This is a genomic window from Pseudomonas graminis, assembly GCF_900111735.1.
Lineage (GTDB): Bacteria > Pseudomonadota > Gammaproteobacteria > Pseudomonadales > Pseudomonadaceae > Aquipseudomonas > Aquipseudomonas graminis.
The window spans coordinates 121,994-144,182 of record NZ_FOHW01000010.1 but is presented as its reverse complement, the minus strand read 5'-3'; the positions used below and the strand labels follow the sequence as shown (position 1 = coordinate 144,182).

Annotated in this window: 20 protein-coding genes and 4 tRNA genes; 14 read left to right on the top strand and 10 right to left on the bottom strand. The window is 60.7% G+C overall.

All coding sequences use genetic code 11. The features are described 5' to 3' along the window. Window positions 1–64: 64 nt before the first annotated feature. Complete coding sequence (locus tag BMY98_RS10300; RefSeq protein WP_074888268.1) at window positions 65–538, bottom strand: MarR family winged helix-turn-helix transcriptional regulator; 474 nt, start codon at window positions 536–538, stop codon at window positions 65–67. A 212-nt stretch (window positions 539–750) separates the two neighbouring features. Between BMY98_RS10300 and BMY98_RS10295 the strand changes: the two genes are divergently transcribed. Continuing rightward, complete coding sequence (locus BMY98_RS10295) at window positions 751–1,497, top strand: sulfite exporter TauE/SafE family protein (RefSeq protein WP_074888324.1); 747 nt, start codon at window positions 751–753, stop codon at window positions 1,495–1,497. A gap of 17 nt (window positions 1,498–1,514) precedes the next feature. Here BMY98_RS10295 and BMY98_RS10290 read toward each other — a convergent pair whose 3' ends face one another. Then, window positions 1,515–2,369, bottom strand: coding sequence for a LysR substrate-binding domain-containing protein (locus tag BMY98_RS10290; protein ID WP_074888265.1), 855 nt, complete (start codon window positions 2,367–2,369; stop codon window positions 1,515–1,517). Between the two features lie 96 nt (window positions 2,370–2,465). On the opposite strand from BMY98_RS10290, the gene BMY98_RS10285 reads away from it, so the two are divergent. Both BMY98_RS10285 and BMY98_RS10280 read left to right on the top strand, forming a co-directional pair. Further along, window positions 2,466–2,699: a DUF1127 domain-containing protein gene (locus tag BMY98_RS10285; RefSeq protein ID WP_245760044.1), complete on the top strand. Its 234-nt coding sequence runs from the start codon at window positions 2,466–2,468 to the stop codon at window positions 2,697–2,699. Window positions 2,700–2,748: 49 nt separating this feature from the next. Next, complete coding sequence (locus tag BMY98_RS10280; protein ID WP_074888259.1) at window positions 2,749–3,996, top strand: winged helix-turn-helix domain-containing protein; 1,248 nt, start codon at window positions 2,749–2,751, stop codon at window positions 3,994–3,996. A gap of 190 nt (window positions 3,997–4,186) precedes the next feature. Here the strand turns inward: BMY98_RS10280 and BMY98_RS10275 are convergent, their stop codons facing one another. Then, window positions 4,187–5,533: a class II 3-deoxy-7-phosphoheptulonate synthase gene (locus tag BMY98_RS10275; RefSeq protein ID WP_074888256.1), complete on the bottom strand. Its 1,347-nt coding sequence runs from the start codon at window positions 5,531–5,533 to the stop codon at window positions 4,187–4,189. A gap of 249 nt (window positions 5,534–5,782) precedes the next feature. On the opposite strand from BMY98_RS10275, the gene BMY98_RS10270 reads away from it, so the two are divergent. Beyond that, the gene (locus tag BMY98_RS10270; protein ID WP_074888253.1) at window positions 5,783–6,538 is read left to right on the top strand and encodes a spermidine synthase; all 756 of its coding nucleotides are present in this window, start codon (window positions 5,783–5,785) and stop codon (window positions 6,536–6,538) included. On the opposite strand, the gene BMY98_RS10265 is transcribed toward BMY98_RS10270, so the two are convergent. Next, on the bottom strand, window positions 6,539–7,330 hold the full coding sequence (locus BMY98_RS10265; protein ID WP_074888250.1) for a crotonase/enoyl-CoA hydratase family protein: 792 nt from the start codon (window positions 7,328–7,330) through the stop codon (window positions 6,539–6,541). Between the two features lie 415 nt (window positions 7,331–7,745). On the opposite strand from BMY98_RS10265, the gene BMY98_RS10255 reads away from it, so the two are divergent. Further along, window positions 7,746–9,422 (top strand): DEAD/DEAH box helicase, encoded by a 1,677-nt coding sequence (locus BMY98_RS10255; protein ID WP_074888246.1) that lies wholly within the window; start codon window positions 7,746–7,748, stop codon window positions 9,420–9,422. Window positions 9,423–10,378: 956 nt separating this feature from the next. Here the strand turns inward: BMY98_RS10255 and BMY98_RS10250 are convergent. Continuing rightward, window positions 10,379–11,146, bottom strand: coding sequence for a DODA-type extradiol aromatic ring-opening family dioxygenase (locus BMY98_RS10250; RefSeq protein ID WP_074888241.1), 768 nt, complete (start codon window positions 11,144–11,146; stop codon window positions 10,379–10,381). Between the two features lie 105 nt (window positions 11,147–11,251). On the opposite strand from BMY98_RS10250, the gene BMY98_RS10245 reads away from it, so the two are divergent. Beyond that, the gene (locus BMY98_RS10245; RefSeq protein ID WP_074888238.1) at window positions 11,252–11,908 is read left to right on the top strand and encodes a thiopurine S-methyltransferase; all 657 of its coding nucleotides are present in this window, start codon (window positions 11,252–11,254) and stop codon (window positions 11,906–11,908) included. Window positions 11,909–11,978: 70 nt separating this feature from the next. On the opposite strand, the gene htpX is transcribed toward BMY98_RS10245, so the two are convergent. Together htpX and BMY98_RS10235 are read right to left on the bottom strand one after the other, a co-directional pair. Further along, window positions 11,979–12,866, bottom strand: coding sequence for a protease HtpX (gene htpX / locus BMY98_RS10240; RefSeq protein WP_037011815.1), 888 nt, complete (start codon window positions 12,864–12,866; stop codon window positions 11,979–11,981). Between the two features lie 285 nt (window positions 12,867–13,151). Continuing rightward, window positions 13,152–14,363, bottom strand: coding sequence for a pyridoxal phosphate-dependent aminotransferase (locus tag BMY98_RS10235; protein ID WP_074888235.1), 1,212 nt, complete (start codon window positions 14,361–14,363; stop codon window positions 13,152–13,154). Window positions 14,364–14,555: 192 nt separating this feature from the next. Between BMY98_RS10235 and msrB the strand changes: the two genes are divergently transcribed. Beyond that, complete coding sequence (gene msrB / locus BMY98_RS10230) at window positions 14,556–14,954, top strand: peptide-methionine (R)-S-oxide reductase MsrB (RefSeq protein WP_074888232.1); 399 nt, start codon at window positions 14,556–14,558, stop codon at window positions 14,952–14,954. Between the two features lie 84 nt (window positions 14,955–15,038). Then, window positions 15,039–15,539: a glutathione peroxidase gene (locus BMY98_RS10225; protein WP_074888229.1), complete on the top strand. Its 501-nt coding sequence runs from the start codon at window positions 15,039–15,041 to the stop codon at window positions 15,537–15,539. Window positions 15,540–15,563: 24 nt separating this feature from the next. Here BMY98_RS10225 and BMY98_RS10220 read toward each other — a convergent pair whose 3' ends face one another. After that, window positions 15,564–17,882, bottom strand: a complete 2,319-nt coding sequence (locus BMY98_RS10220) for a hybrid sensor histidine kinase/response regulator (RefSeq protein ID WP_074888226.1) — start codon at window positions 17,880–17,882, stop codon at window positions 15,564–15,566. An 86-nt stretch (window positions 17,883–17,968) separates the two neighbouring features. Here BMY98_RS10220 and BMY98_RS10215 point away from each other — a divergent pair, with 86 nt between their 5' ends. Together BMY98_RS10215 and BMY98_RS10210 are read left to right on the top strand one after the other, a co-directional pair. Further along, window positions 17,969–18,862, top strand: coding sequence for an ATP-binding protein (locus BMY98_RS10215; protein ID WP_074888223.1), 894 nt, complete (start codon window positions 17,969–17,971; stop codon window positions 18,860–18,862). Continuing rightward, window positions 18,859–19,341, top strand: coding sequence for a GAF domain-containing protein (locus BMY98_RS10210; RefSeq protein ID WP_074888220.1), 483 nt, complete (start codon window positions 18,859–18,861; stop codon window positions 19,339–19,341). The genes BMY98_RS10215 and BMY98_RS10210 overlap by 4 nt, the downstream gene beginning before the upstream one ends. Window positions 19,342–19,389: 48 nt before the next feature. Here BMY98_RS10210 and BMY98_RS10205 read toward each other — a convergent pair whose 3' ends face one another. Then, window positions 19,390–20,163: a hypothetical protein gene (locus BMY98_RS10205; protein WP_074888218.1), complete on the bottom strand. Its 774-nt coding sequence runs from the start codon at window positions 20,161–20,163 to the stop codon at window positions 19,390–19,392. Window positions 20,164–20,427: 264 nt separating this feature from the next. Between BMY98_RS10205 and BMY98_RS10200 the strand changes: the two genes are divergently transcribed. From BMY98_RS10200 to BMY98_RS10185, 4 genes are all read left to right on the top strand, one after another. Further along, a tRNA-Glu gene (locus BMY98_RS10200) sits at window positions 20,428–20,503 on the top strand. Window positions 20,504–20,505: 2 nt separating this feature from the next. Next, window positions 20,506–20,581, top strand: a tRNA-Gly gene (locus tag BMY98_RS10195). A 103-nt stretch (window positions 20,582–20,684) separates the two neighbouring features. Continuing rightward, a tRNA-Glu gene (locus tag BMY98_RS10190) sits at window positions 20,685–20,760 on the top strand. A gap of 3 nt (window positions 20,761–20,763) precedes the next feature. Continuing rightward, a tRNA-Gly gene (locus BMY98_RS10185) sits at window positions 20,764–20,839 on the top strand. 121 nt (window positions 20,840–20,960) lie between these two features. Here BMY98_RS10185 and BMY98_RS10180 read toward each other — a convergent pair. Continuing rightward, window positions 20,961–21,983 carry an ABC transporter substrate-binding protein gene (locus BMY98_RS10180; protein WP_074888215.1) on the bottom strand — a complete coding sequence of 341 codons (1,023 nt, stop codon included), beginning with the start codon at window positions 21,981–21,983 and terminating at the stop codon, window positions 20,961–20,963. Between the last annotated feature and the right edge of the window lie 206 nt (window positions 21,984–22,189).

The following is a 22,189-nucleotide window of genomic DNA, read 5'->3' as shown; positions in this document are numbered from 1 at the left end:
CTAATGTTTAGCGCGCAAGGTAAATTTTTGAGATTCTTCAGGCGGGTCGATCGCGGGGGGCTGATCAGAGGCTTTCGTGCAGATTTCCACGCAGGGCGAGCAGGTCTTTCTGCAGGGCTTTGAGCTGCTCAAGGTTGATGCCGCTGGCGGCCAGAATGCATTGCGGAACGCTCTGGGCCTTGGTGTGCAGCGCCTTGCCTTGCTCGGTCAGGGTCAGCAGCACGACGCGTTCATCTTCCTTGCTGCGGGTCCGGCGGATCAGGCCTTCAGCTTCCAGCCGTTTGAGCAGCGGCGTCAGCGAGCCCGGATCGGTTAGCAGGCGGGTGCTGACTTCCCCGACAGTAAGCCCGTCGCGTTCCCACAGCACCATCATCGCCAGGTATTGCGGGTAGGTCAGATTCAGTTCCTGAAGCAAGGGCTTGTACACCTTGGTCATCATCAGCGACGTCGAATACAGGGCGAAACAGAGCTGGTTATCCAGCAGCAACGCGTCGCAGCTGCCCGCGCCAGCCTTGTGGGTGGGCTCGTTGGCGTTCATGGGTGTCCCTCGCTCAGTCAGTAATGCCCGGTAATTTAGTGCCCTGATGTTTAATGCACCAGATAATTTCGGTAATCGCCGGACATGGGGTTTTCTATCGGCCGCGTCATCAGTGGATCGGTTCAACATCCCGGATGTCGTCAAAGCCGATTTCCTCGACGGCACTGACTGCGTAGCATGCGCGCTGAAATCGGATCAGAGGAACGCCCGTGATTGTCGATGTATTGATGTACCTGCTGCTGGGCGCCGCGATGGGCACGCTGGGTGGACTGTTCGGCATTGGCGGCGGGCTGGTCGCCATTCCGGCACTGGGCGTGCTGTTCGGGCTCGATCAGCAACTGGCCCAGGGCACGGCGTTGTTGATGGTGCTGCCCAACGTGCTGCTGGCGCTGTGGCGTTACAACCAGCGCAATCGGGTGTCGGTGCGCCATGCGCTGATGCTCATCGTGCCCAGTTTCACGATGTCTTGGCTAACCTCACTGTGGGCGGTGCGCATCGATCCGCAAATCATGCGCCTGGGCTTTGTCGGGTTTCTCGTCGTGCTGACGCTGTTCAACCTGATCCAGATGGTCTGGCGCAAAGACACTGCAGGCGCCGAGCTGCGCCGCCCCCAATGGTTGTGGCTGCTGGGCCTGGGCTCTGGCGTCACCGCCGGGCTCTTCGGCGTCGGCGGCGGGGTGATCGCAACGCCCATTCTGACCGGCCTGTTCGGCGCGACCCAGGTGGCGGCCCAAGGCCTGGCGCTGGCACTGGCGGCACCGAGCACCACGATCACGCTGGCGACTTATGCCCTGCACGGCCACGTTGACTGGCTGATGGGCATTCCCTTGGCGATTGGCGGGCTGGCCAGCATCAGTTGGGGCGTCGCCCTGGCGCACAGTTTGCCGGAGCGCCTGTTGCGCTCGCTGTTCTGCGGCTTTCTGGTGATCTGCGCGATCATGCTGTGCTTCAAGTTGTGAGCTGCTTGTAGCTCCCGTTATAGCCTGAACCCTTCGGCAATGTGATCGGCCAGGCATTCGGTGATCGGCGACGGGTTGTTGGGATTGCGCAAAAGCACGATGCTCGCCGACGGCAATTGCGGCAGCCCGTGCTGTTCTCCCAGCACTTCGAGGTCCGAGGTGATCAGGCTTTGCAGCTGCGCGGTCACCGCCAGCCCGGCGCTGACCACCGCCATGATCGCTGACAGGCTCGCACTGGTGTAAGCGACCCGGAACTCACGGCCAGACGCCTGCAGCGCGTTGATCGCCCACTGCCGGCAAAAGCAATCGGTGTTGAACATCGCCAGCGGCATCGGCGTTTGCTCTTGCGGGGAAAAGCCTGCGCCGACGGCCCAGACAAACCGCTCCTGGCGCAGGATCTGGCCGATTTCCTTGCCTGGCTCGCGGGTGACAATACTCAGATCAAGGTCCTGGCGTTGCAGCAACTGCGACGAAGACTCGCAATGCACTTCCACCTGCACCAGCGGATAGGCCTGGGCAAAGCGCTGCAAAATCCCTGGCAAAAAACGCATCACGTAATCGTCCGGGGTACCGATCTTCACCGTGCCGACCATGTGCGGCTCGCGTAGGGTGTTGAACACTTCGCTGTGCAGTTTCAGGATCCGTCGGGCGTAGCCCAGCAGCACCTGACCTTCCGCCGTAAAGCGGACGGTGCGACCGTCTTTGAGAAACAACGGGCGCCGCACCACATCCTCCTCCAGCCGTTTCATCTGCATGCTCACGGCCGACTGAGTGCGGTTCACCACTTCGCCGGCCTTGGTGTAACCGCCTTCATCGGCGATCGCGACAAAGGTGCGCAGCAGCTCGCTGTCGATACTCGGGTAGGTGGTCATGCATCAATCTCCCAGATGCAGTGCATAAGAAACATTCGTTGGATTGATCTTAGGCGTGGCGAGAGAATCTGCCCATCCCCACTGGAGGGCAAGACGATGAAAGGTCAAAAAGGGTACGTACTGGTCGCAAAACCTCTGTCGCGGCAATCCGCGCCGGAACGTTGGTGGAAAGGATTTGTGGCGCAGGTCGCTCGCTGGCGCAGGCTGCATCAGCAGCGTGTCGAACTGGCCACGATGAGCGAAGACGCGCTGAAGGACATGGGCCTGAGTCGGGCGGATGTCTACGAAGAAATAGAGCGTCCTTTCTGGGACGACCCGATGAAGCGCTGACAGGGCAGCGGGTGATCGGTTAGCGTTGGGCACCGCCATGGAGGTCGCAATGCCTGCCGAACCGCCGATCCACCCGCCACTGTCCCTCAAGCACGCGCGCCGGCTAGCGCTGGCCGCCCAAGGCTTCAACAGCCGCCAGCCGCCTGCGACGATCAAGGCGGCGCACGTCACACAGTTGATCGAACGGCTCGGCGTGCTGCAGATCGATTCGGTCAACGCGCTGGTGCGGTCCCACTACTTGCCGCTCTTTTCCAGGCTCGGCCCTTACCCGCGCACATTGCTGGAGCAGGCGGCGTGGAGCCAGGGTCGGCAACGCAAGCTGTTCGAGTATTGGGGCCACGAGGCGTCGTTACTGCCGGTTGAGCTGTACCCGTTGATGCGCTGGCGGATGCAGCGCGCATCCCGGGGCGAGGGCATTTATCAGCAACTGGCGAAGTTCGGCCGCGAACAGCAGGCCACCATCGCACGGGTGTTGCAGACCGTTCGTGAGCAGGGTGCGTTGGGTGCGGGCAGTATCAGCACCCGTCAGGATCGCGCCGGACCCTGGTGGGACTGGAGCGCCGAAAAGCATGCGCTGGAATGGTTGTTTGCAGCGGGTGAGGTCACGGTCCTCGGCCGTCGCGGTTTCGAGCGGCTGTACGATTTGCCCGAGCGCGTTCTGCCGTCGGCGATCGTCAATCACCCCGTGATCGGCGAAACCGATGCCCAGCGCAGCTTGCTGCTGCACGCCGTAAAGGCGCTGGGTGTCGGTACCGAAAAGGACGTGCGCGATTATTTTCGACAGGACCCGGCACCGGCGAAGCGCGGGTTGGCGGAACTGGTGGAGGAGGGCGCGGTTCAGCTCGTGCAGGTGCAGGGCTGGAAGCAGCCGGCGTACACACCTCCCGGGCTGACGGTGCCGCGCAAGGTTTCGGCCAGCGCATTGCTGTCACCCTTCGATTCCCTGATCTGGGAGCGGGCGCGGACGGAACGGCTGTTCGATTTCCACTACCGGCTGGAGATCTACACCCCGGCGCACAAGCGGGTTTACGGCTATTACGTGCTGCCGTTTCTGCACAACGAACGCATCGCCGCGCGCATCGACCTGCGTGCCGAAAGGGCGGCGGGGCGTTTGGCGGTTCATGGGGTGCACGAAGAGCAGCCCGGACTGGATGACGAATGCATGCACGCCCTCGCGTTGCACCTTCGGCAACTGGCGAACTGGCTGGAACTGCCGCACGTACTGATCAACTGCCAGCGCACCAGTGCGGCGCGCTTGCGGGAGGCGTTCGCCGCTAACGGTCTTGACCACCTGTAACGGGACGTAGGACCGGCTTTAGCCGGGAACGGGCGGGGAGCTCATGCGCGGGCGCCGTTTATTGCATCCATTATTCGCGGTTCATTGTAGGAGTGAGCTTGCTCGCGATGCGGTCATCCAGACGCTGCAAGGGTGTCTGTTAATGCCGCATCGCGAGCAAGCTCGCTCCTACAGTCAGTTCCATCACGACCTACCGACGCACCTGCTTCAACGTCTCGGCAATCAAAAACGCCAGCTCCAGCGACTGATCGGCATTCATCCGTGGATCACAGTGGGTGTGGTAACGGTCCGACAAGCCATCTTCGGTAATCGGACGCGCGCCGCCGATGCATTCGGTGACGTTCTGGCCGGTCATCTCGATGTGGATGCCGCCGGCGTAGGTGCCTTCGGCCTGATGCACCTGGAAGAACTGCTTCACTTCCGCCAGGATCTGGGCGAAGTCGCGGGTCTTGTAGCCGCTGCTGGCCTTGATCGTGTTGCCATGCATCGGGTCCGAACTCCACAGCACCTTCTTGCCCTCGCGCTCCACGGCACGGATCAGCCCCGGCAAATGGTCGCCGACCTTGTTGGCGCCCATGCGCGCAATCAGGTTCAGGCGTCCCGGATCGTTTTCCGGGTTGAGGATGTCGATCAGGCGGATCAGGTCGTCGGTGTTCATGCTCGGGCCGACTTTGACGCCGATCGGGTTCTTCACACCGCGCAGGAATTCCACATGGGCGCCGTCCAGCTGTCGCGTGCGGTCGCCGATCCACAGCATGTGCGCCGAGCAATCGTAGAAATCATTGGTCAGGCTGTCGCGGCGAACGAAGGCTTCCTCGAAATTCAGCAGCAACGCTTCGTGGGCGGTGAAGAAACTGGTTTCGCGCAACTGCGGCGAGGTGTCCATGCCGCAAGCGCGCATGAACGCCAGGGTCTCGTCGATGCGATCGGCGAGCTGGCTGTATTTGTCCGACAGCGCCGAGTTGGCGATGAAATCCAGGTTCCACTTATGTACTTGATGCAGGTCGGCGAAACCGCCCTGGGCGAATGCACGCAGCAGATTGAGGGTCGCAGTGGACTGGTGATACGCCTGCAGCAAGCGATCCGGGTCAGGCACGCGGCTTTTCTCGTCGAAGCCGATGCCGTTGACGATGTCGCCGCGATACGCCGGCAGGGTCACGCCGTCTATGGTCTCGTCGTTGGAAGAGCGCGGTTTGGCGAATTGCCCCGCCATGCGCCCCACCTTGACCACCGGGCAGCCGGCGGCAAAGGTCATGACGATTGCCATCTGCAGCAGCACTTTAAAGGTGTCGCGGATTTTCGCCGCCGAGAATTCGAAGAAGCTCTCCGCGCAATCGCCACCCTGCAGCAGGAACGCCCGGCCCTCGGTGACCTCGGCAAACTGTCGGCGCAGTTCGCGTGCTTCCCCGGCAAACACCAGCGGTGGATAGCTGGCGAGGGTCTGCTCGACACGGCGAACGTGGTCAGCGTCGGGGTAGTGAGGTTGCTGCTGGATAGGCAGGTTCCGCCAGCTGTCGGGGCTCCAGGGTTGGCTCATGTTGAACTCGAAGTCAGTGCGATCGGACAGGCATGTTAGCAGCTCGCCCCGAGAATTTGCGTGACCTGCGGGGCACGATTCGCCGACAATCCGCGCCTTTGCGGGCCGTATTCTGCGTCTTTTTGCACGCCAGGCCCGGCGCGCGGCTATCCAATCGCTACGTGCGGCAACGCTAATCGCCAGGCGCGACGATGCCAATCCCTGCGGGCGCTACCCCGAATCAATCTGACCATGGGCACGAGAACAGCAATGACCGAGGAACGCGTAGAGCACGTGTTGGCCGAAGTTCACGATGAATTCGGCAAGATCCGCGTACTTGAAGTGGCCGATTACCGCTTCCTGGAGTTCGGTGACGCCATCGAACAGAGTTGCACGTTCACGGCTGATCCGGCCTGGCTCGAATACGACTACACCCGCGCCATGTTTATTGGCGCGCTCTGCCATCCGGCCCCGGAAAGCGCGCTGTTCATGGGCCTGGGTGCGGGCACGCTGACCCAGGCGTGTCTGAAGTTTCTGCCTCTGGACGACGTCGAAGCCATCGAACTGCGCCCCGATGTGCCGCGTCTGGCCATGGAATACATGGGCCTGCAGGACGATCCACGGCTGTATGTGCGCATCGGCGATGCCCTCGACTTGCTGCCGACCGCTGAAGACGCCGACCTGATTTTCGTCGATCTCTACACCGACACCGGCCCTGCCGTGGGCCATCTGGCCTGGGGCTTTCTCGAAAAATGCCAACAGCGCCTCAACCCCGGCGGCTGGCTGATCATCAACCAGTGGGCGTCGGACGATGGCAAACCCTTGGGCGCGGCCCTGCTGCGCGGGCTTTATCACCGCCATTACTGGGAACTGCCGGTGAAGGAGGGCAATGTCATCCTCATCGTCCCCGCCGACCTGGATCAGACGCTGGACCTTGACGCTTTGACCCAGCGCGCCGAAAGCCTTGCGCCGCAACTGGGCTATTCGCTATTGCCGCTGATCAAGACGCTGCGGCCTGCGACGTGATCAGCATCCCCTGAACAGCGGCGGGCGTTTTTCCAGCAACGCCTGCAGGCCCTCCTTGGCGTCCTCGCTGTCGAGCACTCGGCGGACCAGCGCCGGCAACGCCTTGGCCGCCACGCTTTCACCCTCAAGCACCGCCTGACGCGCGGATTCAAGGGTGGTGCGAATCCCCAGTGGCGCGCGGTCGGCGATGTGCCGAGCCAGGCGCAGCGCCGAGGGCAGCAGGTCTTCCGGCGCCATCACTTCCTGCACCAGGCCCATGCGGCACGCTTCGTGAGCATCGAATTCATCGCCCGTCAGCAGCCAGCGCATGGCATTGCCCCAGCCCGCGATCTGGTGCAGCCGCAAGGTCGCGCCGCCAAACGCAAAAATGCCGCGCTGCACTTCCAGATGGGCGAAGCGGGCATTACTCGCGCACAAGTTGATGTCAGAGGCGAGCATGAGCTCGATGCCCAGCGTCAGGCACCAGCCTTGGGCCGCGACGATCACCGGCTTGCTGACCCTCGGCCCGATCGACAGCCCCCAGGGATCGAAACCGCCGGCCGGTAGGGTCCATCCCTCCCTCAGTGCCGGCCCGGCCTCGGCCAGATCGAGCCCTCCAGTGAAATGGTCGCCGTGGGCAAACACCACCGCGACCCGCGCCTGGTCGTTACGCTCGAACTCCCCGTAGGCCAGGCTCAGCTGGTTGAGCATATTCAAGTCGAAGGCGTTGCGTTTGGCAGCGCGGTCCAGGCCGATGAGCATGATTGCGCCGCGCTGTTCCCGGCTGACGTGGCCTTTGGTCGAAGAGGTCATGTCGCTGTTTCCTGCAGATGAGGAGAAAGGAAGGGTAGGGTGTCGCACTGTATGGGTGAATCGTTTAAGCTCTGCCCGCTACCGATACCGGGCACATGAAAAGTAGACACTGACGCAGCTTTGCGCAAAGCCTGTGACAGTTGGCCGCAAGGGGCTGATTCGCGAAAAAAATCCTCACTTATTTCAGCATTTCCGGTATAGTGCGCGCCGGCCTTTCATAGGGCCCTCGTCACGGTATGGGTTCGCGAAGCCATCTTCTCGAACCGGTTCGGTCACGAACCACCCATGACGATCCATTCATCAATACGTTTTCGCAAATCCCCGCCGACAAAGCAGCCAGGGTGACTCTAGGGTCTTACACGGCACGCGCAGCTTTGAAGCATGGGTCTTTGCGGATGCACTCAGAGGCAGACCCATGACCCAGGAAACCGGCGGCTTCGCCGCTCTTAACCTTCACCCGACCATTCTTGCAGCTGTCATCGCTACCGGCTACGAAGAGCCTTCGGCCATTCAGCAGCAATCGATCCCAATTATTCTCGCTGGTCACGACATGATCGGTCAGGCGCAGACAGGTACCGGTAAAACCGCCGCCTTCGCTCTGCCAATCCTGAGCCTCATCGACCCGACGAAACGCGAGCCGCAAGCGCTGATCCTCGCGCCGACTCGTGAGCTGGCCCTGCAAGTGGCCACCGCGTTCGAAACCTACGCCAAGCAAATGCCGGGCGTGACCGTTGTGGCTGTCTACGGCGGCGCGCCGATGGGCCCGCAGCTGAAAGCCATTCGTAACGGCGCTCAAATCGTCGTCGCTACCCCGGGCCGTCTGTGCGACCACCTGCGTCGTGACGAGAAAGTCCTGGCGACCGTGAATCACCTGGTTCTCGACGAAGCCGACGAAATGCTCAAGCTGGGCTTCATGGATGACCTCGAAGTCATTTTCAAGGCCATGCCTGAAACCCGTCAGACCGTGCTGTTCTCGGCGACCCTGCCGCAGTCGATCCGCGCGATTGCCGAGCGTCACCTGAAAGACCCGAAACACGTCAAGATCCAGAGCAAGACCCAGACCGTTACCGCGATCGAGCAGGCTCACCTGCTGGTTCACGCTGACCAGAAGACCTCTGCCGTTCTGAGCCTGCTGGAAGTCGAAGATTTCGACGCCCTGATCATGTTCGTACGTACCAAGCAGGCTACTCTGGATCTGGCCAGCGCTCTTGAAGCCAAAGGCTACAAGGCTGCTGCGCTGAACGGCGACATCGCCCAGAATCAGCGTGAGCGCGTTATCGACTCCCTCAAGGATGGCCGTCTGGACATCGTTGTTGCGACTGACGTTGCTGCCCGTGGTCTCGACGTTCCGCGTATCACTCACGTATTCAACGTTGATATGCCGTACGACCCGGAAGCCTACGTTCACCGTATCGGCCGTACTGGCCGTGCCGGTCGCGAAGGTCGCGCCCTGCTGCTGGTAACGCCGCGTGAGCGTCGCATGCTGCAAGTGATCGAGCGCATGACCGGTCAGAAAATCGCCGAAGTCCGCCTGCCGGACTCCCAGGCCGTTCTCGATGCCCGCATCAAGAAACTGACCAACAGCCTGTCGCCGCTGGTCGCTGATGCCGAAGCAAGCCATGGCGAATTGCTGGACCGCCTGACTGCTGACATCGGTTGCACCCCGCGTGCCCTGGCCGCTGCTCTGCTGCGCAAGGCTACCAACGGTCAGGCCCTGACCCTGGGCGCGATCGAGAAAGAACGTCCACTGGTGCCGAACAACGCACCACGTGGTGATCGTCCTGAGCGTCCAGCAGGCGACCGTCCTGATCGTGGCGACCGTGAACGTCGTGCCCCGGTGCCGTTGGCCGAAGGCCGTGCTCGTTGCCGTACCGCGCTGGGTGCCCGTGATGGCATCGCTGCGAAAAACCTGCTGGGCGCCATCCTCAACGAAGGCGGTCTGGCGCGCGAAGCCATCGGTCGCATCCAGGTGCGTGACAGCTTCAGCCTCGTCGAGCTGCCGGAAGACGGCCTCGAGCGTCTGCTGGCCAAGCTGAAAGACACCCGCGTTGCCGGCAAGCAGCTGAAGCTGCGTCGCTATCGCGAGGACTGATCTGCTCTTGAGCTGATCGCCTGAACAAAAAAATCCCCGACTGGTTCGGGGATTTTTTTGTGTGGGATTTGGGTATTTCTTGTGTTTAACGTTTCTGAGAGCGCGTAACCGAGCCTGCAGGCGTTTGATGCTGTAGGACTGGCCTCAGCCGTATTTGAAGGGGACTTATTTGAAGGGGACTTATTTGAAGGGGACTTGTATTTGAAGGGGACTGATTTATTTACAACGCTTCACCGTAAATTAATCTGTCCCCGTTTTGTCCTCTGGCGCCGATCCCATAGACGGAGGGGGGGCACCAGGCCGAGTGGGTTTTGGTTTGGTAGGACCGGCTTCAGCCGGGAAGGCGTCGGTGTGCCACACAACTGAGCGGGGACAGATTAATTTACGATGAAGCGCTGTAAATAAATCAGTCCCCTATAATTGTTTGGGGCGTATCTGGCACGCCGCCGACAGGCTTTTGATGTCAGTGGGACCGGCTTTAGCCGGGAAGGCGTCAGATGGCACACCACCTAATTGATGTCGACTGAGCTGGCCTATTTCCGGCTGAAGCCGGTCCCACATTAGTCCGCGTCGTCCGGGCTGGACCTGCCGTCTGAACTTGAACAGATAGACGCGTGGGGCGTATCTGGCACGCCGCCGACAGGCTTTTGATGTCAGTGGGACCGGCTTTAGCCGGGAAGGCGTCAGATGGCACACCACCTAATTGATGTCGACTGAGCTGGCCTATTCCCGGCTGAAGCCGGTCCCACATTAGTCCGCGTCGTCCGGGCTGGACCTGCCGTCTGAACTTGAACAGATAGACGCGTGGGGCGTATCTGGCACGCCGCCGACAGGCTTTTGATGTCAGTGGGACCGGCTTTAGCCGGGAAGGCGTCAGATGGCACACCACCTGATTGATGTCGACTGAGCTGGCCTATTCCCGGCTAAAGCCGGTCCTACGGACTGTGTGAACCCCCTCACCCAAACCGATAGATGTCCATCCCCAGCGCACCCATGGTGAAACCCTGGTGCTCGATGCTGAACTCCCCGCCCGCCGCCCGTGCGAAATACAGTGGCAGCAGGTGTTCATCCGTCGGGTGGTTGCGCGCGGCGTGGGGGGCCTGGTTTCGATAGTCGTGCAGCGCCTCCAGATCGCCCGCCGCGAGCTTTTCCACCATCCAGTCGCGGAATGCCAGCGCCCACGGGGTGATGCTTTCAGGTCCTGCCTGCCAGTCCAGCTCCCGCAAGTTATGGGTGATGCTCCCGGAACCGATCAGCAAAACGCTTTCCTCACGCAGTTGCTTCAGCGCCTGTCCGACCTTCGTCTGCAGGGCAGGGCCCCCGCGCGCGGGCAGCGAGACCTGCACGATGGGAATGTCGGCCTGCGGGTACATCAACGACAACGGCACCCAGACCCCATGGTCGAAGGGACGTTGAGTGGTCATGCGCGCAGGCAGGTCAGCCTCCGCCAGCAACTCCAGCACGCGGTGCGTCAGCTCCGGCATGCCGGGCGCCGGGTATTGCACGGCGAAAAGCTCGGGCGGGAAGCCGCCGAAATCATGCCAGGTCTCGGGGCGGGGATTGCCGTTGACCAGCAGTTCGTTGCTTTCCCAATGCGCCGAGACAATCACGATGGCCTTGGGGCGCGGCAGAGTGGCGGCCAAACGGGTGAGCGCCGGCCCGCTCTCACCCGGTTGGAGCGCAAGCATGGGCGAGCCGTGGGAAATGAACAGGCTAGGCAGCATTTGCAGTGTCCTGAGCGTATAAGGTGAGTGGCATGATCGAGCAGTACATCCATCTAAATCTAATATAAGTTTTCGTCCGTTTTGATCGGGATATCAGGAGTGTCTATGGAGCCGCGGTTTTGGCATGAGCGCTGGGCGATCAATCAGATCGGTTTCAATCAGGCGTCTGTGAATTCGCATCTGTTGCGTCTGTGGCCAGAGCTCACTGCCATGCCAGGGGAGCGCGTCCTGGTGCCGTTATGCGGCAAAAGCATCGACATGATCTGGCTGCTCAACCAGGGTTTTCATGTGGTTGGCGCGGAATTATCAGAGATAGCGGTGGCCGGATTCTTCAGCGAGAACGGCTTGCAGGCCAAGATCGAGGAGCGTGGCGCGCTCAAGGTCTACCGTGCGGAGGGCTGCGAGATCTGGTGCGGCGACTTCTTTGCCCTCAGGCCCGAAGACGTGGGCGACTGCACCGCCTTTTACGACCGTGCCGCTCTGATCGCGCTGCCGCCGGACGTGCGCTGGCGTTACGTCAAGCAGCTCAATCATCTGCTGTCCAACGATGCCTGCGGCCTGCTGGTGACGCTGGATTACGATCAGTCACTGATTGCCGGCCCGCCGTTCTCGGTGGATGAGGATGAGGTGCTGCAGCTGCTGTCGCCGGATTGGCGGGTCAAGCGCGTCGCGGATCTGGACGTGCTGGAGCAGGGCGTGAAGTTCAAGCAGGCGGGGGCGACGTCGCTTATGGAATATGCCTATCGGCTGTATCGCCGATAGCGCAGCTCGAAGAAAAGAGCAAAGAAAGGGCGACTTCACGTCGCCCTTTCTTGTTGCAGCCGTTACGCAATCAACCGCGACGACGAAGCGCCTCGATGCGCTCTTCCAGCGGCGGGTGGCTCATGAACAGCCCGGCCAGGCCGTGCTTCAAACCACCGTTGATGCCGAATGCCGTCATGCTCTCTGGCATCTGCACCGGAACGCCCTGTTCCGAACGCAGACGCTGCAGCGCGCTGATCATCGCGCCGGTGCCGGCCAGGCGGGCACCGGCGTCGTCGGCACGGTATTCACGCTTGCGCGAGAACCACATGACGATGGCGCTGGCGAGGAAGCCCAGCACGATTTCGGCGAAGATGGTCGCGATGTAGAACGCGATGCCACGGCCTTCTTCGTTCTTGAAGATCACCTTGTCGACGAAGTTGCCGATGATCCGCGCGAAGAACATGACGAAGGTGTTGACCACGCCCTGGACCAGCGCCAGGGTCACCATGTCGCCGTTGGCAACGTGACCGATCTCGTGAGCCAGCACTGCTTTCACTTCATCGGGCGAAAAACGCTCCAGCAGGCCCTGGCTGACCGCGACCAACGCGTCGTTCTTGTTCCAGCCGGTGGCAAAGGCGTTGGCCTCGTAGGCAGGGAAAATACCCACTTCCGGCATCTTGATGCCCGCATCGCGGGACAGTTGTTCTACGGTCTGCAGCAGCCATTGTTCATGACGGGTGCGGGGTTGGGTAATGATCTCGGTGCCCGTGCTCATCTTCGCCATCCATTTGGAGATGAACAGCGAGAACAGCGAACCGGCGAAACCGAACACAGCGCAGAAGATCAGCAGCTGATTGAGGTTCAGATCAACCCCGTTGGCCGCCATGAACCCGTTGAAGCCAAAAAGGCTCAGGGTGATGCTGGCAATCAGCACGACCGCAAGGTTAGTGGCCAAAAACAGCAAAATGCGCATCATGGTTAAGAGTTTCTCCTCGGGAAGAATATGTAACGTACTGCGGGGGTATATAAGGTGATGTCGGGGTGTATTCAACCGGGCGATCATTTCAAACTGTGTCGTCTGGCGCCGGCACGGCACTTACGTGGCAATCACGAGGGCGCACGACAAGGCGGCCAAGCCGGATAATCATTGCAGACGGCAATTTGTAGGAGCGCGCTTGCCCGCGAAAGCGGCGTGTCAGTCGCTGAGTACGTTGACTGATACACCGCCATCGCGGGCAAGCGCGCTCCTACAAAGGTGTAGTCACTGGCGGTAGGTCTTCAGGAAATTGCCGATCCGGCCAATGGCTTGTTCCAGATCATCCACACGCGGCAGCGTCACCACGCGGAAGTGGTCCGGCCACGGCCAGTTGAACGCGGTGCCCTGAACGATCAATAGCTTTTCCGACAGCAGCAGGTCCAGCGCGAACTTCTCGTCGTTGTGGATGGGGCAGACTTTCGGATCGATGCGCGGGAAGGCATACAACGCGCCCATCGGCTTCACGCAGCTGACGCCCGGAATATCGTTGAGCAATTCCCAGGTCCGGTTGCGCTGCTCCAGCAGACGGCCCGGCGGCAGGATCAGGTCATTGATGCTCTGATAGCCGCCCAGCGCAGTCTGGATCGCGTGCTGGCTCGGCACGTTGGCACACAGGCGCATGTTCGCCAGGATGTCGATGCCTTCGATATAGCTGACTGCGTTGTGCTTGGGCCCGGAAATCGCGATCCAGCCTGAACGGAAACCGGCCACGCGGTAAGACTTCGACAGCCCGTTGAAGGTCAGGCACAGCAGGTCCGGTGCCAGCGAGGCGGTGCAGATGTGCACGGCGTCGTCGTAGAGAATCTTGTCGTAGATCTCGTCGGAGAACACCACGAGATTGTGCTGACGGGCAATCTCCAGCATCCCCAGCAACACTTCACGGGAATACACGGCGCCGGTCGGGTTGTTCGGGTTGATGATCACCATCGCCTTGGTGTTCGGCGTGATCTTGGCCTTCATGTCTTCAAGATCAGGCCACCAGTTGGCCTGCTCGTCGCACAGATAATGCACCGGGTTGCCGCCGGACAACGCAACGGCGGCGGTCCACAACGGGTAGTCCGGCGCCGGCACCAGCACTTCATCGCCGTTGTTGAGCAGGGCCTGCATCGACATCACGATCAGTTCCGAGACACCATTGCCCAGATAGATGTCTTCGATGCCAACGCCTTCGACCTGCTTCTGCTGGTAGTACTGCATCACCGCCTTGCGCGCGCTGAACAGGCCTTTCGAATCGCTGTAGCCCTGGGCCATCGGCAGGTTGCGGATGACGTCCTGCAGGATTTCGTCCGGCGCTTCGAAACCAAACGGCGCCGGGTTGCCGATGTTCAGCTTGAGGATGCGGTGGCCTTCCTCTTCCAGGCGTTTGGCGTGCTTGAGCACCGGCCCGCGAATGTCGTAGCAGACGTTGGCGAGCTTGTTCGATTTGCTGAACTGCATGGTGATTGGTCCCGAAAAGAGACGGCCCGCTGTGTGAAGAAGCGCAGACCGCTGAGCATGACGCCATCAAAATGGGTTTGTACGCGAGAAACGCGGGTGACAGACTGGCGTCCAACGAAGGCGCAATCATACGTGCCACCCGATCCGTGGAAAAGACACAGATCGGGCTTTTTCATTTACGGAGGTCTACCCGTGGCTAAGCTGGATAAAACCCTTGAAGAATGGAAAGCGATGCTCGATCCAGAGCAGTACAACGTCTGCCGGCTGAAGGGCACGGAGCGTCCCTTCAGCGGCAAATACAACGAAACCAAGACCGACGGCGTTTACCACTGCATCTGCTGCAACGAGCCCTTGTTCGATTCGACCACCAAGTTCGATTCGGGTTGCGGTTGGCCGAGCTTCTACGCGCCGCTGGAAGGCAGCGCAGTGGTCGAAGTGCGCGACGTCAGTCACGGCATGATCCGCACCGAAGTGGTCTGCAGCCAATGCGATGCTCACCTTGGTCACGTGTTCCCGGACGGCCCGCCGCCCACCGGCCTGCGCTACTGCATCAACTCGGTGTGCCTGGATCTGGTGCCACGCAACGCCTGATGCAGGCCTATCACCGGTAACAATGGAATAGCGCGCCAGACATTGGCGCGCTAGCGTTGCGGTTTACTAAATCGAGGCATCGCCATGAGCGACGAACTGCTGAACATTCCGGTGCAAACGATCAAGGGCGAGCAAAAGACCCTGGCTGATTTCGGCGGCAAGGCGGTACTGGTGGTGAACACCGCCAGCAAGTGCGGTTTCACGCCGCAATACAAGGGCCTTGAGGAATTGTGGCAGGGCTATAAGGATCGCGGCCTGGTAGTGCTGGGCTTTCCGTGCAACCAGTTCGGCAAGCAGGAGCCCGGCAACGAAGGCGCGATTTCCGATTTTTGCGAGCTGAACTATGGGGTGAGCTTTCCGCTGTTCAAGAAGATCGACGTCAACGGCAGCCAGGCTCATCCGCTGTTCGTGCAGCTCAAGAAGCGCGCACCGGGGTTGCTCGGTTCCGAAGGCATCAAGTGGAACTTCACCAAGTTCCTGGTGGGCCGCGACGGCAAGCTGGTCAAGCGTTATGCGCCATTGACCAAGCCGGAAGACATCAAGGCCGACATCGAAGCGTTGTTGAAAGAACAAGCGGCCGGTTGATCGAAGCATCCCTTTAAGCAGCCTTTAATGCGGCTGCCCTACGGGGATCCACTGATCCAGCAACGCCATCAACTCCTCGCGCCGAAACGGCTTGGCCAGGTAGTCGCTCATGCCCGCAGCCCTGCAGTGTTCACGCTCTTCCGGCATCGCGTTGGCCGTGAGCGCGATGATCGGCAGATCCGACCAGCGAGCGTTCTCGCGGATTCGCCGGGTAGCGTCATAGCCGTTCATCACTGGCATGTTGCAGTCCATCAGCACCAGATCGAAGTGATCCTGCTCAAGCTGCTGCAGCGCCTCGGCGCCATTGCTGCTGACGACCACATCGCAACCGAGCTTGCTGAGCATGCCTTTCGCCACCAGCTGATTAACCGGGTTGTCTTCCACGAGCAGAATACGCGCCCGATGGGTGGGTGAAGGGCCGCCCTGTTCCTGGCTGACACCTGCCTGACCGTCGGCGTCCAGAATGCGCGCCAGGCTCTGATACAACACATTGCGCGGGAGTGGCCGCGCCTGTTGCTGCAGCGGCGCCAGGGCCGCAACCTGCTCGCCGGGCATGAAGTTCCCGTACGCCGTCACCAGTAACACGGGCACCGTGCACGCCTCGCGGATGGCCACCAGGCACTGCGGGCAATCGGTGATCAAAAGGTCCGCGTCGGCATCGGGCGGCGCACCTTCTGCCAGCAGCTGACAGGTAACGCCCCATTCCGGGAGCAGTCGATTGAGCATTTCCAGCAACCCGCTGTTCCCGTCGCTGCCCACCAGCACTTTGCCTTTGAGCAACGGCCATTTCAACGCTGGCGTGTGGGCTGGCAGCGGCAGGTCCACGCGGAAGCGGCTGCCGACCCCTAAGGCGGACTCGATACTCAACTGTCCGTTCATGGCATCGGTCAGGTTATGGGTCAGGGTCAGGCCCAGACCGGTCCCTCCGTACTGCCGGGTGATCGCGGCTTCGGCCTGGGTGAACGGCTGAAAGATCTTGGCCTGGGCGTCCTGCGCGATGCCGATGCCGGTGTCGCACACTTCGATGCGCACGTGGTCGCCATGCTGACCCAGGCGCACATCCACGCGCCCGGCGCGGGTGAACTTGAGCGCGTTCGAGAGCAGGTTACTGACGATCTGCCGCACCCGCGTCGGGTCACCCAGCACGGACGCCGGAAAGCACGGATCGATCAGGCAGGTCAGCTCGACATTCGGCGCCGCGTTTTGCGACAGCAGGCTGGCGGTGTCTTCGATCAAGGCCGCCAGATCGAACGGGATGCGCTCAAGCTCCACCTGGCCGGCGTCGAATTTCGACAGGTCGAGAATGTCATTCAGCAGTTCCACCAGCACCTTGCCCGAGTCGTGGGCGATGGACAGCTGCTGGCGCTGTTCTGCACTGAGCGGGCCATCGAGGGACAACGCGAGCATGCCCAGCAAGCCGTTGAGCGGTGTCCGGATTTCATGGCTCATGTGGGCCAGAAACGCCGAGCGCGCATGGGCCATGTCCAGCGCCGTGCTGCGCGCGACCTGCAGTTCTTCGTTGGACTGGCTGAGCCGGGCGTTGCTGGACTCAAGCTGATTGGTGCGTGCGGAAACGATGTCTTCAAGCTCGTTGAGGTGGTCGGTGAGCCGGTTTTCCGCCTCCCGGCGTCGTGCAAACTCACTGGCAACGCTCTTGAACTGCCGATTGGTGACCGCCACCAACACGCCGATTTCGTCATCTTCGTGACCGGGCGGGCAGGGCACCGGGGGTTGAACGGGGCTGCGCGGATCACGTTCCGACAGCGCACGGATCATGCCTGTCAGGGGTTTGGTGAGCGTGAAGTAGAACAGCGCCAGCAGCAGACCGGCCAGCACCAGGCTGCGCACGAAGCCGTTGACGAGGGTGATCCCGGCGCGCTGCAGAAAATGGTTGCCGAAGGCAAATGTATCGACATCCAGCTGCAAGGTGCCAATGGACTCGTCAGGGATGTGGTCCAGGTGCAGCACGTCTTCGAACTGCCGACTTCCGCCGAACAGAAAATCACTGACCATTCGGTAGGTGCTCTTCGTCAACGGGCGTGATACGGCCGCGAGCTGGACGTGGTTGTTATCGGTCAGCCGCGCGCCGACCACGGCGGGGGAGTGCAGCAGGCCGAGGGTCAGTTCTTGCGCGAGTTCTGCGTCCAGGTTGTAGGCAATGCGCGAAGCGGGGTTGTGACTGATTTGCAGCAAGGAGCGAATTTCACGATCGATGGACGCGTCTTCGCTGGCATAATCGAGCGCAATTTGAAAAAAACTGAGCAGCGTGCCCAATACAAAGCCGATCAGCACAGTCAAACGGGCCTGTTTGAATGACAGCCGGTGGGTGATCGCTATATCCATAGAGGCACTGTCACTTCTTGTGTCCGTCGCGTGGCAAGCATAGCTGATCGCGGCCGGGCGTTAACCCGTTAAATCAAGGAGAAACCGTGGATTCTCGATTGAACGCATTTCTGGAGCGCGCCGAGTCGGTACTGGCGCGTCTCGAACCTCTGTTGCCTGCCGTGCGGCAGCCCGTGGACTGGGAAACGACGCTGGCTGCGCGTTGGGTGCACGAAGGCCGCGGCGGTTACCTGATGCCGCTGGAGGTCACCCTGGACATGCGCCTGTCGGACCTCATCGGTGTCGACAGCCAGCGTGAGCAACTGGGCCGCAATACCCGGCAGTTCATCGACGGCCTGCCCGCCAACCATGCGCTGCTCTGGGGTTCCCGTGGCACGGGCAAGTCGTCGCTGGTCCGCGCATTGCTGGCCGAGCACGCCAAAGCCGGCCTGCGCCTGATCGAGATCGAACGGGATCACCTGGGCGATCTGCCGCGCGTGGTCGAGCAACTGCAGAAGTTGCCCCAGCGCTTTGTGTTGTTCTGCGATGACCTGTCGTTCGAATCCGGCGAAGGGGACTACCGCGTGCTCAAGAGCGTGCTCGACGGCTCGCTGGAACAGGCGCCGGACAACGTTCTGCTGTACGCCACGTCCAATCGCCGCCATCTGGTGCCCGAGAAGGAGAGCGACAACGCTCACTGGCAGCGCGGTGACGACGGTGAAATCCACCCGAGCGAAGCCGTCGAGGACAAGATCGCGTTGTCGGATCGCTTCGGCCTCTGGCTGTCGTTCTATCCCTTCACCCAAGAGCATTTTCTGGATGTGGTCGAGCACTGGATCGGCGAGTTGGCGACCAGAGCCGGGCTGCAATGGCAGCGCGATGAAGCGCTTGAAATTCACGCCGTGCGCTGGGCAACCGGCCGTGGCAACCGCAACGGTCGTTGCGCCTATCAGTTCGCCCGTTACTGGGTTGGTTTGAAGATGCTGGAGCAAGACGCATGATCGATTTGAATTCCGCAGGGGAGGGCCTTGATGGCTACCGCCTGCTGGCTGCACAACTGGAATCCCTACTGGCGGACGAGCGCGACTTTATCGCCAACGCTGCGCAGTTTTCGGCATTCCTTTATACCCAGCTCGACGACCTGAACTGGGCAGGCTTCTACCTCAATCGCAATGAAGAGCTGGTGCTGGGTCCGTTCCAGGGCCAGATCGCCTGCGTGCGCATTCCGTTCGGCAAGGGCGTGTGCGGCACGGCGGCACAGAGCCGCGAAACCCAGCGTGTGGTCGATGTCCATGAGTTCCCCGGACACATCGCATGCGACAGTGCCTCCAACAGCGAGGTAGTGGTGCCCCTGATAAAGGACGGAAAGCTGATTGGCGTTCTGGATCTGGACAGCCCTAGTGTCGGGCGCTTTAGCGAGGAGGATCAGGAGGGGATTGAGCGGCTGGCGGCGATCTTCTTGAAATCAACCGATTGCTGAAGTAAAGCCCTGACGCACCGTGCAGTGCAGTGCGTCAGGTGTGAGCCATCAGTCGTAGATGGCTTTCTTTTTCCACTCGGCCTCGGCGTCCACGACTCTCAAACCTTCGGTCAGCTCGTTGTTGTCGTCTTCGGTCGGTGCGATGGTGTCCAGTACCATGGAGTTGGCTTTGGCCAGTTGCCGTTCCATGGCCTGCAGGTGGCCTTTCCACGGCGCGGGCTCAGGTTGGTTCTTCAGGTATTGGACGCCACGCTCGAAGGCCAGACGGGCCTGGCCAGGCTGTTCCTGACTCATGGCGTGCTGGCCCAGGTTATTGAAGAACTCGATGTGCAGCAGCACCAGCAAGTTGCGGATCTCGCGAATCCAGTGCTTGGCTTCAGCCGTTTGCAGGAAACCGTCGTGGGCCGCTCGTGTCACCTGGCCGTGCATGGCTTCCAATAAAAAGCGCACGTCCTTGGCCTTGGCCTCGGTCTGGATCGGGCTGGCCGGGTTGCTGATCGTGATCGCATCACCTTGAGCCACCAGCGCTTCGAGTTCGGTCTGGCGTTCCTGAAGGTTGGCGTTGTTCGATTTTTCGAGCGCCATCAGACGCTTCACCACGTTCAGCTCCAGCCGGACCAGCAGCAGCTTGAGGGCAGGCGTCATCAGCTGACCAGGAAAGGTTTCCGACAGCTCGCTGCAGCGACGCAGACGGTCTTTAAGCTCGACCAGGCTTCGCGCGCGCTCGACCTTTTTGCCTTCTGCCACATGGTTCAGGTAGCCGAAGGCTATGAGGAGCACGATGCCCGCTATGACGAACAGGGTGATAATGAATGGTGTCACCGCACTAGCCTCAATCAAGTAATTTGCGCGAGTGTAGTGGCTATCCACTATCGCGGGAAGGTGGTCCTGTCGCTCCGCCTGATATTCCGTACGGCGGCTGACATGTGTGTATCGGCCGTGAGTTGCCTAAATAGAGGGGGAAGTCATTGATTTGAATATATTTTCACTGAGGGGTTGACGACCCTTATATCCATCCATAGAATGCGCGCCACTTGCAGCGTAAAGCACACAGCAGAGCGTAGCAGGGAGTGAATGTTGTAGCGTGTCCCCTTCGTCTAGTGGCCTAGGACACCGCCCTTTCACGGCGGTAACAGGGGTTCGAGTCCCCTAGGGGACGCCATTGCGGGAATAGCTCAGTTGGTAGAGCACGACCTTGCCAAGGTCGGGGTCGCGAGTTCGAGTCTCGTTTCCCGCTCCATTTTTAAGCAGCTTTGCTTTCGGGCGAAGTTGAGTGAAACCAGAAAGCGTCTTCGGATGTGTTTCTGGAACTGGAACACAACACCATGGTGTTTCCAGGCTGTGTCCCCTTCGTCTAGTGGCCTAGGACACCGCCCTTTCACGGCGGTAACAGGGGTTCGAGTCCCCTAGGGGACGCCATTTGCGGGAATAGCTCAGTTGGTAGAGCACGACCTTGCCAAGGTCGGGGTCGCGAGTTCGAGTCTCGTTTCCCGCTCCAAATTCTCAAAAACGCCGCTCAACAGAGCGGCGTTTTTGTGTGTGCGGCATTTACCGCACATGCCCGCCTCAAATCGATCTTCTCCTGCGCATTCCGCAAATTTCCAGATTAATTCGCTCCTTCAGCGCGCAGCTTGGGGATCGTTCTGATTGGCAGGTTGCGCCGCCGACTGCTCGGCAGCGAGGCGTATGGCATTGAAATCCGGGTCGAAACCGTGGGACACGTCGACGTGCTTGTTGAGGATGCCTTCGCGCTGATAGATGTCCGCCGTGTTTTGCAGGCCCTTGATAACGCCGTCATCAATACTCACGCGCTCCATTGTCGTGTCCTGATTGACCGCCAGGTGCACGGTCAATGGCAGACCGGTGACCTTGGTCTGGGCAGCGGCGTATTCGGCAGGATGGGCGTTGGCCCAGCGGTAGGCGCGGTCGAGGCGCACCACGAAGTCGTCCAGTTGCACGCGCTTGTCAGCGATGGCCTTGCTGGTGGCGGCGAGGTAGGAATGATTGGTCAATAGGTCCGGCCCATTGGGCAGGATGCGCGCGCCGTTCTGCGTGGCGACGGTGGTGTAGGGCGCCCAGGTGGCCCAAGCATCGGCGTCGCCGTTGTCGAGGATCAGCCGGGACTCGCTGGGCAACAGGTAAACGAAATTCACGTCGCTGGTCTTCAGGCCCACTTCGTTCAACGCACGTATTGCCAGGTAATGGCCGATGGAGCCGCGCCCGGTGACGATGCGCTTGCCCTTGAGGTCGGCAACCGACTTGATCGACGAGTCGTTGCGCACAATCAGCGCAGTCGTGTAGCGGCCACTGACGTGAGTAATGCTGATGACTTTCAGCGTCGCACCAGCGCCAAGCGCAAATACATAAGGCGCGTCGCCCAATGCGCCGACGTCCACGGCCCCTGCGTTCAGAGCTTCGCCTAATGGCGACGCCGAGGGGAATTCGGAAAACCTGATCTCGTAGGGCACGTCCTTTAACTCGCCGGACACCTCCAGCAGCACCTTCAGCGCGGACTTCTGATTGGCGACGAGGAGTGGCTGAAGCGGCTCGGCAGCCTGTGTGGCTTGGCTGAATGACAACGCGAGCAGTGCGCCGACGATCACGTGTCGGACACGGAGCAGGGGAGTGAAGGGAATGAACATGGTGCGTGTCTCCAGGCATGGAAATGAATTCTCGGCCTCCGCCTGGAGAAGGGGTCGGCAAGGGGATTGACCTTATTCCTATAATAAACGGAATAGAAGTATCTTTTGGTTATAAGATGATTATGGATTTGTGTGATTATGTCGCGTTAAGATATTAAATTAATGCATACATATTTCCGCCACGATGCATTTTCTGTAGGAGCGCG